Source organism: Eggerthella lenta DSM 2243 (assembly GCF_000024265.1).
Taxonomy (GTDB): Bacteria; Actinomycetota; Coriobacteriia; order Coriobacteriales; family Eggerthellaceae; genus Eggerthella; species Eggerthella lenta.
The window spans coordinates 1535632-1548945 of sequence record NC_013204.1 but is presented as its reverse complement, the minus strand read 5'-3'; the positions used below and the strand labels follow the sequence as shown (position 1 = coordinate 1548945).

The 13314-nt window shown below is 63.9% G+C and carries 15 protein-coding genes; 7 read left to right on the top strand and 8 right to left on the bottom strand.

All coding sequences use genetic code 11. The annotated features are described in order from the left end of the window. Nucleotides 1-25 precede the first annotated feature (25 nt). Complete coding sequence (locus ELEN_RS06450) at nt 26-928, bottom strand: helix-turn-helix domain-containing protein (RefSeq protein ID WP_009608299.1); 903 nt, start codon at nt 926-928, stop codon at nt 26-28. 238 nt (nt 929-1166) lie between these two features. On the opposite strand from ELEN_RS06450, the gene ELEN_RS06445 reads away from it, so the two are divergent. The 5 genes from ELEN_RS06445 to ELEN_RS06425 all read left to right on the top strand — a co-directional run bounded on the left by ELEN_RS06445 (nt 1167) and on the right by ELEN_RS06425 (nt 6554). Continuing rightward, on the top strand, nt 1167-2978 hold the full coding sequence (locus ELEN_RS06445) for an amidohydrolase (RefSeq protein WP_009608343.1): 1812 nt from the start codon (nt 1167-1169) through the stop codon (nt 2976-2978). Nucleotides 2979-3136: 158 nt separating this feature from the next. Continuing rightward, nucleotides 3137-3799 (top strand): endonuclease III, encoded by a 663-nt coding sequence (nth, locus tag ELEN_RS06440; RefSeq protein ID WP_015760502.1) that lies wholly within the window; start codon nt 3137-3139, stop codon nt 3797-3799. A 91-nt stretch (nt 3800-3890) separates the two neighbouring features. After that, the gene (locus ELEN_RS06435) at nt 3891-5033 is read left to right on the top strand and encodes an aldo/keto reductase (RefSeq protein WP_009304586.1); all 1143 of its coding nucleotides are present in this window, start codon (nt 3891-3893) and stop codon (nt 5031-5033) included. Between the two features lie 270 nt (nt 5034-5303). Next, a complete protein-coding gene (locus ELEN_RS06430) occupies nt 5304-5843 on the top strand; it encodes a CarD family transcriptional regulator (RefSeq protein ID WP_009304587.1) in 540 nt (179 codons plus the stop codon). A 117-nt stretch (nt 5844-5960) separates the two neighbouring features. After that, nucleotides 5961-6554 (top strand): helix-turn-helix domain-containing protein, encoded by a 594-nt coding sequence (locus tag ELEN_RS06425; protein ID WP_015760501.1) that lies wholly within the window; start codon nt 5961-5963, stop codon nt 6552-6554. On the opposite strand, the gene ELEN_RS06420 is transcribed toward ELEN_RS06425, so the two are convergent. The 4 genes from ELEN_RS06420 to ELEN_RS06405 form a co-directional block, all read right to left on the bottom strand. Beyond that, nucleotides 6551-6979 (bottom strand): hypothetical protein, encoded by a 429-nt coding sequence (locus ELEN_RS06420; protein WP_009608308.1) that lies wholly within the window; start codon nt 6977-6979, stop codon nt 6551-6553. The two genes, ELEN_RS06425 and ELEN_RS06420, sit on opposite strands and share 4 nt — an antisense overlap. Further along, the gene (locus ELEN_RS06415; RefSeq protein ID WP_015760500.1) at nt 6976-7542 is read right to left on the bottom strand and encodes a flavodoxin domain-containing protein; all 567 of its coding nucleotides are present in this window, start codon (nt 7540-7542) and stop codon (nt 6976-6978) included. Before ELEN_RS06415 ends, ELEN_RS06420 begins: the two co-directional genes overlap by 4 nt. Next, nucleotides 7539-8177 carry a TetR/AcrR family transcriptional regulator gene (locus ELEN_RS06410; protein WP_009304591.1) on the bottom strand — a complete coding sequence of 213 codons (639 nt, stop codon included), beginning with the start codon at nt 8175-8177 and terminating at the stop codon, nt 7539-7541. The genes ELEN_RS06415 and ELEN_RS06410 overlap by 4 nt, the downstream gene beginning before the upstream one ends. Nucleotides 8178-8466: 289 nt before the next feature. Next, the gene (locus tag ELEN_RS06405; RefSeq protein ID WP_009304592.1) at nt 8467-8889 is read right to left on the bottom strand and encodes a DUF488 domain-containing protein; all 423 of its coding nucleotides are present in this window, start codon (nt 8887-8889) and stop codon (nt 8467-8469) included. A 244-nt stretch (nt 8890-9133) separates the two neighbouring features. Between ELEN_RS06405 and ELEN_RS06400 the strand changes: the two genes are divergently transcribed. Continuing rightward, nucleotides 9134-10813, top strand: coding sequence for a putative bifunctional diguanylate cyclase/phosphodiesterase (locus ELEN_RS06400; RefSeq protein WP_015760499.1), 1680 nt, complete (start codon nt 9134-9136; stop codon nt 10811-10813). A 29-nt stretch (nt 10814-10842) separates the two neighbouring features. On the opposite strand, the gene ELEN_RS06395 is transcribed toward ELEN_RS06400, so the two are convergent. Both ELEN_RS06395 and ELEN_RS06390 read right to left on the bottom strand, forming a co-directional pair. After that, nucleotides 10843-11343: a hydrogenase maturation protease gene (locus ELEN_RS06395; RefSeq protein ID WP_009304594.1), complete on the bottom strand. Its 501-nt coding sequence runs from the start codon at nt 11341-11343 to the stop codon at nt 10843-10845. A gap of 1 nt (nt 11344) precedes the next feature. Then, nucleotides 11345-11773, bottom strand: coding sequence for a hypothetical protein (locus tag ELEN_RS06390; protein WP_009304595.1), 429 nt, complete (start codon nt 11771-11773; stop codon nt 11345-11347). Between the two features lie 97 nt (nt 11774-11870). Here ELEN_RS06390 and ELEN_RS06385 point away from each other — a divergent pair, with 97 nt between their 5' ends. Next, nucleotides 11871-12434 carry an NADPH-dependent FMN reductase gene (locus ELEN_RS06385; protein ID WP_009304596.1) on the top strand — a complete coding sequence of 188 codons (564 nt, stop codon included), beginning with the start codon at nt 11871-11873 and terminating at the stop codon, nt 12432-12434. A gap of 180 nt (nt 12435-12614) precedes the next feature. On the opposite strand, the gene ELEN_RS06380 is transcribed toward ELEN_RS06385, so the two are convergent. Continuing rightward, complete coding sequence (locus ELEN_RS06380) at nt 12615-13313, bottom strand: cytochrome b/b6 domain-containing protein (RefSeq protein WP_009304597.1); 699 nt, start codon at nt 13311-13313, stop codon at nt 12615-12617. Nucleotide 13314 lies beyond the last annotated feature (1 nt).

Here is a 13314-nt window from a genome sequence, read left to right as displayed (position 1 = left end):
CAAGGGGACGGGGAACCGCCAGCGCTCAGCAGAACAATCGCGCTTCCTGGGCGCTACGCTCCAGATAATCGGTGTACTTGAGCAAAACCTGCGAGCGGTTCTCTATCCCCAGCTTCTTGTAAATGCTGTGGTTGTGCGCCTTCACCGTGCCCGCCGCGATGTACAGCTTGTTGCAGATGCCCTGGTTCGTCTCGCCCTCCATGAGCAGCTTCACGATCTCTCCCTCGCGGCCGCTCAGACCGTAAGCGTCGAGGAAACGCCGGAACGACATGTCGACGTTCGGCAGGTACGGCTGCTCCACCGTGTGCAGCAGCGTCCACGCGATATAGACGGCGCATCCGACGTAGATCGCCCAGCACGTTTCCACCAGAAGGTCGCGGTTCTCCCAGAACAGGACGGCCTCCACCCCCAGCACACGGCACGTCGCGTCGATCACGTGCAGCACCACCAGCGAGACGACCACCGCCTTCGGCCAAACGCCGTCCATCTTGGGAATCAGCCGCAGGAACACCCACGCGTACAGAAGGGGGTACACCGTGCCGAACACCGAGTAAGGCACGACGGGCGCGGCGACGCCGAGCGCCGTCGCGACGGCGCAAGCCGCGCCGAGCACGACCATCGATCGCTTCGACGGCATATCATCGTAAAAGCAACCGCTGATCATGCGGATGATGAAGGGGTAGCAGGCTATGAACAGGGCTTCCGCAGCCTGGTAGAACGTCGCGAACAGAGGATCGGGATGGCCTAGCGCCGTGAACACTTCTTTCATGAAATAGGTTCCGTTGTCCACGAACGAGCAGGCGAACAGGATCATGAGCCACCACGCCAGACGGCTGGACCGCGAACGGTGCAGCCAGAAGAACACGACCGCGAGAACGACGTACGTCGCCGCAAGGAGCATGTTGTACAGGAATACCGGATACGTCATCGGAACCACCCTCCGTCATTCGCGCTGGCGAAGACTCCCCTAAGCTCCTCGCCAGGGTACGGCTCCGCCGCTCGAAGCGCAATACCAACCCGGGGTTATTTCGGGTATAGGAGCCGTTCGCCTCGTATAAACGCAAATAGGACTTCCGGACAGGGCGAATCCGCCTGTATACCTGCATCAGGAAGCGGCTGGAACGCGGTCGACACGACCCGCCGCACGAGGAAGGGAGCAGCACGCCATGGATACGAACCAACCATCGAACACGTTGTCCCGTAGGAAGTTCGTCAAAATCGGCGCGACAGGAGCGGCCACGCTCTTCATCTTGCCGGCGCTTTCGGGCTGCGGAAGCGAAAACGGCGAAGCGCAAACGGACGAGGCGGAGGGAGGCGCCGGCGCCCAGCAGAAAACGGCCACCCTCGCGTTTCGCGGCGGCACGATCCAAACCATGACGTCCGAGAACGACGTCGCCGAAGCCTTGGCCGTCGACGGCAACGAGATCGTCTACGTCGGCGACGAAGCGGGGCTCGAAGCCTTCGTGGGAAGCGGCACGAAGGTGATCGACCTCGAGGGCGGCATGGTGGTACCCGGCTTCATGGACGGTCACATCCACGCCCCGGGAGACTGGGTCACCAAGCTCTACGACATATACCTCGGCGACGCGACCACCGTCGACGAGTACGTGAAGATCATCTCCGACTTCGTCGCGGCGCATCCCGAGCGCGAGGCGTACACGGGCAACCCGTTCATGGTGAACGCGTTCCAGCTGGAGGACGGCAGCAACCCCGGGCCGAACAAGAAGCTGCTCGACGAGATCTGCCCCGACAAGCCCATCCTGCTTTTGGACGTCTCGCATCACTCCGCCTGGGTCAACAGCAAGGCGCTCGAGATGGCGAACATCACGCGCGACACGCCCGACCCGCTCGGCGGCATCATCACGAGGGACGAGGACGGCGAGCCCACCGGATATCTCATCGACGGCGCCGCCACCGAAGTGTCCGCCCTCGTCGTGTCCGAGCACACCGACGAAGAGTACGAGCAGGCCATCGCAAAGTACCAGGAGGACGCGTCGCGCTTCGGCCTGACCGGCATCACGAACCTCTCCGCCGTGGACGCGCGCTTCTTCTCCGAACTGGAAAAGGCCGGCGAGCTCAACCTGCGCATGAGGATCCTGCCCACCATCATCCCCGGCACCGATCCGAGCGAAGCGGTCAAAACAGTCAAGGGACTGGCACGCTACGACAGCGAGATGATATCCACCGGCACCGCGAAGATGTTCTCCGACGGCGTCACCGAAGGCGGCAGCGCCGTCATGCTGGAACCGTACAACGAAGCCGCCGGCAAGGGGTCGGACTGGTACGGCGAATCCGAATGGGATCAGCAGGAGTTCGACGCCATGGTGGCCGCCCTCGACAAGGCGGGCGTGCAGGTGCACGTCCACGCCATCGGCGACGGTGCCGTCCGCAACACGCTGAACGCCTTCGAGAACGCGATCAAGGAGAACGGCGAGCGCGCCGACCGCCGCTACACCATGACCCATGTGTGCGCCGTAGCCGACGAGGACATCAAGAGGATCGCCGACCTCGAGGTCATCAGCGCGCTGCAGTTCCTGTGGATGTACCGCGACCCGCTGTGCGAGCTCGAGATCGCCTACATCGGAGAAGAGCGCGCGATGGCCATGTACCCGGTCAAGAACATGCTGGAAGCCGGCTGCATCGTGAGCGGTGCCAGCGACGGCCCGGTCACCCCGTTCGCGCCCCTGGAGGAGATCGAGGTCGCCGTCACGCGCAACAGCCCCTATCCCGGCGAAGAGGACACCGATATGCATCGCTGGCCCGAGCAGGCCATCACGCCGTACCAGGCCCTGGAAGCCTACACGAAGAACGTCGCGTTCGAGAACTTCATGGAGGACCTCGTGGGAACCATCGAGGTCGGGAAGAAGGCCGACCTCGCGGTGCTCGACCAGAACATCCTGACCTGCGACCCGAAGAAGATCTCCGACAGCACCGTGCGCTACACGATCTCCGACGGCCGCATCGTGCACGAGGGCTAGCCCCACGACACCGACGGCAAGAGCGGTACCAGCAATCGGACGGCGAACGGCAATCGCGGCGCGCATCCGCCGTTCGCCGTCCTCGAAAGCGGGACACGGACGAAGAACTTCATTATACTGGGAGGAGTTTCGCTAAAACCGCATCCCGAGGAGATCCTATGCCACGCGAGACCATGACCGCCAAACGCCAGCGCGCCCTTGCGGTGGCGGAGCGCATGAACGAGCATTACCCCGCCGCCGAGTGCGCGCTGCACTACTGGGACGATCCGTTCCGCTTGACCATCGCCGTACTGCTGAGCGCCCAAACCACCGACAAAGGCGTGAACAAGGTCACGCCCGCGCTGTGGGAGCGCTACCCCACGCCCGCGGACCTCGCAGCGGCCGATGTCCGCGACGTTGAAGGCATCATCCGCACCATCGGCTTCTTCCATACGAAGGCGGCGAACGTCATCAAGTGCGCTCAGATGGTAGTGGCCGACTACGGCGGCGAGATCCCGCGCGACATAGACGAGCTGCAGAAGCTGCCGGGCGTGGGGCGCAAGACGGCGAACGTCGTGCTCAACGAGGCGTTCGGCATCGTGGAGGGCATCGCGGTGGACACGCACGTGTTCCGCATCGCGCATCGGTTGAAGTTCGCCGGCCCCTCGGCCGACACGCCAGCGAAGACCGAGGCCGCCCTGCTCAAGCTGTACCCGCGCGAATACTGGGGTCCCATCAACCATCAATGGGTGCTGTTCGGCCGCGAAACGTGCATCGCCCGCAACCCGAAGTGCGCGACGTGCTTCCTGTGCGACCTCTGCCCCAGCTGCGGAAAGGCGTAAGAAGAAAAAACTTGGATTAGAGTTCGCTCCAAGAAGCAGTACGGAAGCGTGCTGCATGCGAACGCGAAGGACTATCGCGAGAGGGGTTTGTATGCGCTACCGCGAACTGGGCAGGACGGGGCTCGAAATCAGCGAGATCGGCTTCGGAGCTGAATGGATGGAGAAGAAATCGGCCGCCGAGGTGCGCGCCGTGGTCGAGCGCTGCGAGGAAGCGGGCATCAACATCCTCGACTGCTGGATGGCGGGACCCGAGGTGCGCAGCAACCTCGGAGCTGCGTTGGCCGGCACGCGCGACCGCTGGATCATCCAGGGCCACATCGGCTCCACCTGGCAAGACGGCCAGTACGTGCGCACGCGCGACATGAATCTCGTGCGTCCCGCGTTCGAGGACCTGCTCGCGCGCCTCGGCACCGACCACGTGGAGCTGGGCATGATCCACTACGTCGACGACATCAACGAGTACGAGGGCATCATGGCCGGGGAGTTCATCGAATACGTGCGCGCGCTCAAAGCCGCCGACGTCATCGGGCACATCGGGCTGTCCACCCACGCGCCCGAGGTGGCGAAGCGAGCCGCGCTGTCCGGCGAGATCGAAGCCGTCATGTTCAGCGTGAACCCCGCCTTCGACCTCCTGCCGGCCACGGCCAGCCTCGACGACGCATTCACCTTCGCCTACGACGACGCGCTCGAAGGCATGGATCCCACCCGCGCCGAGCTGTACGCGCTGTGCGAACGCGAGGGCGTGGGCCTTACGGTGATGAAGGGGTATGCCGGCGGGCGTCTGTTCAGCGCCGAGGCGTCTCCGTTCGGCGCGGCGATGACGCCCGTGCAGTGCATCCATTACGCGCTCACCCGCCCCGCCGCGGCTAGCATCCTGGCGGGCTTCGACGAGCCGGCGCACGTCGACGACGCCGTGGCCTACGAAACGGCGACCGAAGCGCAGAAGGACTACGCGAGCGTGTTGGCGGGAGCGCCGAAACACGCCTACTTCGGCCAGTGCACCTACTGCGGCCACTGCGCGCCCTGCACGGCCGGCATCGATATCGCCGCCGTCAACAAGTTCTACGACCTGGCTGTCATGCAAAGCGAGGTGCCCGCCTCGATCCGCGAGCACTACCGCGCGCTCGACGCGGCCGCCGACGACTGCACGGCCTGCGCCGCCTGCGAGCCGCGCTGCCCCTTCGGCGTGCCGATAGCCGAGCGCATGGAGAAGGCGGCCGAGCTGTTCGCGTAGCGCGCAGGCTTTGCCGCGCTCCTGCAGAGGCCGTGGCCCGCGGGAGCGCGCTGTCGCCCGAAGCGGACGCTTTTCCCGCAGAATCGTCTGTTCCAAGCGACAGCGCGTCAGCCGCTACCCGTAACTGGACGGAGTCAGGCTCCGCCGCTCGCCGAAGCGGGATGCGCGCACGCTTCCCGCGAAGTGGTACAATCGAAGTGCTGATTCTGCGACGTCACCGCGACGCGACTGAACCGCACCTACCGCTCCCACCCATCATCGGAGGTTGCCATGTACGCATGCGGAGATACGGTCGTCTACCGTCATCATGTCTGCGAAGTTGCCGCCCTGCGCGAGAACTACTTCGAAGGAAAGGACTACCTCGAGCTGCGCGCGCTGTTCGAGAACTCGCTCAAGCTGTTCGTTGCCGTCGACGAGGCCACGCCCGACAACCTGCGTCCCATCATGTCGAAGCGCGCGGCACTCGCCCTGATCGATTCCATCGTGGATGCCGACACCATCGACGAGAATGCCCTCAAGCCCGACGCGCCCACGCCCACCCTGTTGGAGCGCCGCATGAAGGAAGAATACGACAAGCGCCTCAGAACGTTCGCGCCCGAGGATCTGGTTCCCATCATGAAGTCCGTCCACGAGCGCACCGTCCGGCGCGTCGATTCGGGCCGCCGCATCACCGCCACGGACAAGAAGTACTTCGACCTGGCAGAAGGCCTGCTGTGCGACGAGCTTGCGGTGTCGCTGGCCGTTCCGCGCGAGAACGTGAAAGACGTGCTCGTCGAACGCGTGAAGCGAGCCGAGGCGCTCCGGCGCTGACGGGCTTGTCCGCCGCCTCCGCTACGCCGGGAGACGCGACTCTACGGAGCGTTCATTGCGCCGGCCGCGGCGCGCGCGTATCGTAGACGCCGTCCGAAAAAACCAGGGAGGATCGCCATGGACGCCAGAAACACCGGCACGCTCATCCGCGCGCTTCGCGAGGAGCGCGGGCTCACCCAGCGCCAGCTCGCCGACGCGCTCGGCGTCACCGACAAGGCCGTGTCCAAATGGGAGCGCGGAGGCGGCTGTCCCGACATCGAGCTTTTGCCCGGCCTGTCCGAACGCTTGGGAACTCCCGTGGAAACGCTGCTCGACGGCCGCCTGGCCGTCGATGTCCGAACGGGAGGAACCATGAAACGCGCCGCATTCCGCGTCTGCCCCGCCTGCGACAACGTGATCGTCACCACCGGCGACGCCGAAGTGTCCTGCTGCGGCAGGAAGCTGCCCCCGCTCGTCGCCTTGCCAGCCGACGAGGCGCACGCCGTGCACGTCGAGCCGATCGAGGACGACTGGTACGTCACCTTCGACCACGAGATGAACAAGCAGCACCACCTCGGCTTCGTCGCCGTCGTGGGCTTCGACCGCATGGCCGTCGAAAAACTCTACCCCGAGCAGGGCGCCGAAGCGCGCCTGCCCCGCCTCGCCGGCGCGAAGCTCTACACGTACTGCACGGCCCACGGCCTCATGCGGCACGAACCCGCGCGCCGCTAGCGCGCGGGACGCATCACCACCGCGCATGCCGTCTGCACGAGGCCGATCACCAGGTAGATCACCGAGACCGGATTCGGCAGGTACACGAGCTCGAACACGCACCAGACGATGAGCAGCGCGCCGGCCAGCAGCGCCCACGAACGCGCGCGCCCATCGCTGCGCGCGAACAGCACAGCGGCCACGAGGTTTGCCACCCCGTTCACGAGCGCAAGGGCAAGCCCCGGCCAGAACAGATCGGCCGTCATATACGCAGGCAGCGGCATCCGCTGAATCAAGGGCACCATGAGGTCGAAGAAGCCGAAGAGCTCGCCGAACGCGGGCGGCAGGATGCCCGCAGCGCCCGCCATCATGAAGCCGCCGCACACCACCGCGCACACCCCGTTGAACACGCAGATGACACGCACGATGCGGCGCGCCGCGTTCATGCGCGCTCCGCGCTTCCCGCCGACACCGCGGCGGCGTCAAGCGCGCGGACGCGCGCCGCGACCGGCGCGATGGCGGCGCGGTCGGTGCCGTCAAAGCCGCCGCGCATGCCCTCGAGCATCTCGGCGGCGCGCGGGTCGGCGGCGGCGTTCTTCTCCTGCATCTTGAAGAACAGCTTCATGGCCAGCTTGTCCGGCAAGCCCAGGCGCTCGTAGGCGAACCCGCCGCGCAGGTAGAAGCGCTCCACGTCATCGAACTCCGGCGACGGCAGCTCCTTGGCAAGCGCCTCTTCCACCATGTCGGTCCATTCCACGGGCGTCGCGCCCACTGCGAACACGACGAACCGCGTCTGCAGATGCTTCTCACGGGCGCGCGCAAGCCACTTCTTGCCCGCGAGCCCTCCCGCATGAAGCCATCCGCCCAGCACCACCACGTCGAAACCGCTTGCGTCGAACCGCGGCTCGTCGCCGAGCGACACCACCTGGCACCCCAGCTCCTCCGCAAGCCACTCCGCGTAGCGCTTCGTGAACCCCGTCTGCGACGAATACACAACCACCGTGCTCATGCCCGCTCCCCTCCTCGAATGCCCCGCCCCGCCGCCGTATGCGCCCGCGCGAACCGCTCGACGTGGGCGGCGAGCCGCGGTTCGGCTTCCTCCCATGTCAGACCCGCATGCATGAGCATGAACGGGACGCCCTGCAGTTCGACGGCCATCTGCGCGGCGTCGTCGCGGACGAACTCGCCCGTGGCCATGAGGTGCTCGAAGATGGTGCGCTGCAGCGCCATGGGCTGCTCGACGAACACGAGGCGGTAGACGCGCCCCGCCTCCTCGCTCTCGAACTGGCTGATCACCAGCAAATGGCGCAGGCGCACCATGTACGGATCCTCGAAGAAGTAGCGAAACGACGGCAGCACCATCTCGTGCATGCGCTCGGCGTTCATCTCCTCGTACGGCGTCGCGTCGTCGGAGACGTCGAACAGGATGTTGCGCTCGCCGAAGAACCGACGCGTCCGCTCCAGCGCATCGCGCACGATGGCGTCGAATATGGCCTGCTTGCCGGAAAAATGATTGTACAGCGACGCGTCCTTGATGCCGACGGCAGCCGCGATGTCGCGCACCGACACCGCATGGAAGCCGCGCGATGCGAACAGCGCGAACGCCTCCTCGACGATGCGTTCCTTCGTGTCCTTCCCCCGCATGGTCTCTCCTCTACAAAACTAGCGACTGCTAGTATATTAACTAACGATCGCTAGTTTTTCAAGGGATGTCGCTCATTCCCTTTGTCATCCTGAGCGGAGCGCCGCAGGCGCGTAGTCGAAGGATCCCGCGTGGCGACAGCCGTAACGCTAACAGCTAACGCCGCACGGGATCCTTCGCGTCCCCGCTTCGCGGTGCCTCCCTGCGCTCGCTTCGTGTGCTCGGGAGTTCGACAGTACACCGGACTGTCGAATGCTTGCGCTCGATCAGGACGACAGGGGAGTTGCCTCCCTACTCCTTCTGGAACTCCTCCAACATCTCGGCAAGCACTTCTACATGGGAGCGGCGAGAGCGCGTGGCGGTTCCCACCAGCGCCACGGACTCGCAGTCCCCGTAACGGTCGAAGAACTGCGGCACGGCCTCACGCTCGCGCATATCCTCGCGGTAGGCATCGGCGTAGGCGTCCCACCCGATGTTGCCGTGGATATAGCGCTCCATCATGGTGGGCGCCGGGGCGAACAGCTTGTCGTGCACATAACGGGCATGGACGAGCTCCTCGACGAAATAGGCCAGGTCGTCGCGCTTCGTGAAGCCGGCCAGCTGGTTCGTGTTCTTCAGCCTCGTGTCCACCACGAGGTCGACCTTCCAGTCGACGAGGCGCTTGAAGAACTCTTCTGCCGAAGTCTCGTAAGCGCTGATGGTGTGGATGTGCATGAGCGGATGCTCCTTCGCGTCAATCGTTTCCTCCGGTACGTTACCCCAAGTTATGCCGGTGCGCGGTCGCAACGGCGCACTGTGGACAAAACGAGAAGCCTTCGTCATTGCGCCGCCATCCGGCACATTTTCCCATCGATGAAAATCTCCCCCTCTTCGATAAGCATTTACGCTCGAAAACGCACCGATTGCGTTTACAATACAGAAGGCATGCTCAACGGATCATTGAAACGGAGCGCACTTCTTGGACACGAAAGAAGCGCTGAAGTCGTTCGAGCTCGACGCGCGACTGTTCTACGACGCTATAGCGTTCAGCACGGACGACTACCTGTACATCATCGACATGCAACGCGATATCGCGCTCGTCTCCGACAACATGCGCGACGACTTCGACCTGCCGGACAGCCTCGTTCCCGGCCTCATCCCTCTCTGGAGAGAACTCATCGTCGAACGCGATCGGAAGCGCTTCGATGATTCGATCGACAGCATGCTCTCAGGGGAAACCGACTGCCACGATCTCGAATACCAGGTGAAGAACGCCTTGGGAGAAAGTATCTGGGTGATGTGCCGCGGACTTCTGAAGCGCGACGAGAACGGCCAGCCGACGATGTTCGCCGGCGTGGTCACCTGTCTGGAGCGCAAGGGTAAAATCGACTCAGTCACCGGGCTGTTCACGCACGACGAATGCATGAACCTCATCGATCGGCTCATCGCCTGCGAATCGCAGGGCGGCGTCATGCTGTTGGGGCTCGATGACTTTTCTCGCATCAACCTGCTGAACGGCCACGCTTTCGGAAACACCGTGCTCAGAATGTTCGCCCAGTCCACCCAACGCCTCATCCCCGAAGGAGCGTCCATGTTCCGCCTCGATGGCGACGTGTTCGCTATCGTGATGGACGGCGCCGGCTGCGCCGCCATGGAAGAGCTCTACCACGCCATCCACGTGGTTGCGAACCGCCAACACACCATCGACGACTTGAGCTTCTTCTGCATGGTGTCGGCCGGCATCGCGATGATCGGCCAAGACGCCCAGAGCGCCCAAGATCTGCTGCGCAACGCGGAGAACGCGTTGGAAGAGAGCAAACAGCGCGGCAAGAACACTTCCACGTTCTTCTCGTCCGCGACGATCGCGACGAAACTTCGCCGCCTGGAGATCAGCGACTACATGCAGTCTTCCGTCCTCGACGATATGAAGAACTTCGAGCTGTACTACCAGCCGCTCGTATGCGCGGAAACCATGGACATCGCCGGAGCGGAAGCGCTTTTACGTTGGAATTCCGAGGAGCACGGCCAGCTCTCGCCGGTGGAGTTCATTCCCGTGCTGGAGTCGTACGGGCTCATCGGCCAGGTGGGCCGCTGGGTGCTGGAGCGGTCGTTCACACAGTGCAAGCGCTGGTCGGAAACGCATCCCGGCTTCATCATGGACGTGAACATCTCCTACCTGCAGCTGCTCGACGCCGACTTCGTGCCGTTCGTGGAGCAGCTCGTCGAGCGCACCGGGGTCGACCCGGCGTCCATCGTGCTGGAGATGACCGAGAGCTACTTCGTCACCGACATGGACGCGCTGCGCGCCACGTTCGACCGTCTGCGCTCCATCGGCATCCGCATCGCCATGGACGATTTCGGCACCGGTTACTCGTCGCTTGGCCTACTGGCCCAGTCGCCCGCCGACATCGTGAAGATCGACCGCCTGTTCATCAAGGACATCCACCGGGAAGCGTTCAACCGCGCGTTCATAGATGCGGTCATCGAGCTGTGCCATAGCGTGGGCATCGAGGTGACGGTCGAAGGGGTGGAAGAACCCACCGAGCTCGACGCCGTGCGCGCCATCGGCGCCGACAGCATCCAGGGTTTCTTCGTCTCGTGCCCCATTCCGGCGCATAGCTTCGAGGAACGGTTCATCACGCCGCAGACGGCCTCTTAGTCCCGCGTCTTCCAGCGCATCAGATCGATCTAGGCCCGCGCTCGCAAAGGCGAGCCCAGGCGCGCAAGCTCCCCTGCCACCGTCTCGACCAACAGGGGCAGCGCCGCATCCACTTTCGGAGTCAGCCCCACGGTGACCACGGCAGGCGATGGGTTCTCCACCTGCATTCCCAGGCACAGGCCCTCGGCTTCGTAGCCTAAAAGCGCAGCGGCGTCGAACAGGTCGACCAGCTTGAGATCGTGCAGCGACGCTGTTGCTCCCGAATGGCGCGCCATGGCATCGGGCTCGAAGCGAAACACCGTGCCAGGATCGGCATCGGTGCCGTCAACCGCATCCACCGTGATGATAACGTCGTACTCGCGCACGCGCTCGATCATGTTGAGCGAGAGGCAACCCAAATCGAACAGCTCCACATTGTCGGGAATATCGTATCGCGTCAGCAGCTCCTCGTACACGGCAGGGCCTACGCCGTCGTCGAGCATAAGCTTGTTGCCAACGCAGAACACCGCGATGCGCCGGGCAGCACCCACCTTACGCCCCCACCGTCGGGCGGATGACCAAGTTGTAGTACGTCGCCGCCGCGATCATCGCGATGCCTGCGATCACGCTCGCTATCGTCCAGATGCGCTCGCGCTTGAGGTACGTCTCCTTGTCCTGACCGAGGCTCGCCGCGCGATGCGCCGCGAAGGGCTGGCCCAGGATGGCGAACACCACCGTGCCCACCGTCAGCGTGAGCAATACGATCAACGCGATGCCTATTGCCAGCGGCGTGCGCTCGGTGAATGCCGCATAGAACGTGTTGTCGGCGAACAGCCAGATGGGATAGAACAGGATAGCGGCCCACATGCCGTGCGCGGGGCCCCAGATAGGCGGCAGGAACAGCGCGCCGATGTTGAGCCGGGGAATACCCTCGAGGAACTTCTCTTCGCGAGCGATCTGTTCGTCGGTCAATTCAGTCACAATTCGTTATCCCTTTCGTGCCTTCGTCGATTGTCTGCCATTATAGACGAGGAAGTCCCGCACATGAGGGGGCTTTAGCCGAGCGGAAGGAGACGTCATGAAGCTGCTGGCAATCGCAGGATCCCTGCGCGAGAACAGCTATAACCGGCAACTGGCCGAAGCGGCCGGAGCCCTGATGCGCGAGAAGCACCCGGAGGTCGGATACGGCATTCTCCGCTGGGAAGACGTGCCGTTCATGAACCAGGATATCGAGCATCCCGCCCCCGAAGCGGTGATGCGCGTGCGCGAGGCCGTTCGCGAAGCAGACGGCTTGTGGCTGTTCAGCCCCGAGTACAACCACGCGATCCCCGGACCGCTGAAGAACCTCCTGGACTGGCTGTCGCGCCCCGTAAGCGCCACCGAAGCGCAGGTGCTGGCGGAGAAGCCCGTCGCGCTGGCCGGCGCGAGCATCGGCATGAGCGGCGCCTCGCATGCTCAAGATCAGCTCGTGGGCATGCTGAGCTTCCTCGACGCGCACGTGATGAACAAGCCGCGCCTGTGCATCCCCCATATCGCCACGCAGGCCGACGAGCAGGGGCGCCTCAAGCTGGAATCCTCGGCACCCTACCTCGAAGCCCAAGCCGACGCCTTCGTCAGGTTCGTCGAGCGCGAACAGGGCTAGCGAGGACCTCCCTCATCTTGAGCGCGTGTCGAGGGGACGGGGGATTTGACACACGAAGTCCCCTGGTGCGTCAAATCCCCCGTCCCCTCCACACACCCCTGGCACGCGATTCCCCGCCCCACTCCGGACGTGAAAGGACCCGGTTTCCCGGGTCCTTTCGTCAGTGCCGAAGCTGGAAGCTTACGCCTTTTCGCCGTGCTTGAGGTCGTCCTCGCCCACGATGGTGTGCTTCTCGGGGTCGTACACCAGACCGCCGTGCTCTTTCCAGAAGAACATGAGCAGCGTCGGAGAGATGCCCTCGATGTTCGCCAGGTAGATATGGATGAGCATGAAGCAGATGAAGATGTACATCATGAAGTAGTGGATGATGCGCATCGACATGAGGCCGCCCACCAGATCAGTGCCTGCCGCAAAGAACGCCCAGTTCATCGTCGGAGCCCACAGGGCGAGACCCGTGTAGAACATCACGATGATGAGGATGGGGATGGCCAGGTAGCTGATCTTCTGAGGCACGCCGAGCTTGGCGCCCAGCGGGTGATCCTTCTTGAAGAACAGATAGTAGCGAATCCACGCGCCCAGCTGGTGACGGTTGTCAGCCTGCGGCAGCCACGTCTTGTAGTCCGTGACCTGGTAGCGGGTGCCGCCATCCGGCGCGGACTTCACGAAGAAAGCCATGATCACGCGGACGATGCAGTTGATGAACAGCACGAAGCCCAGGAACACATGAACTCCGCGGGCTATGCCCATGAAGCCGCCCCAGAACGGGAAGTGGATGCTGAAGCCCGTGATGATCAGGAGGATCATCGCAACAAGGTTGATCCAGTGCGTGATGACGAAGGGCATCGGATGCGCTTCGCGGTAATGTGCCAAGTGCGCCATG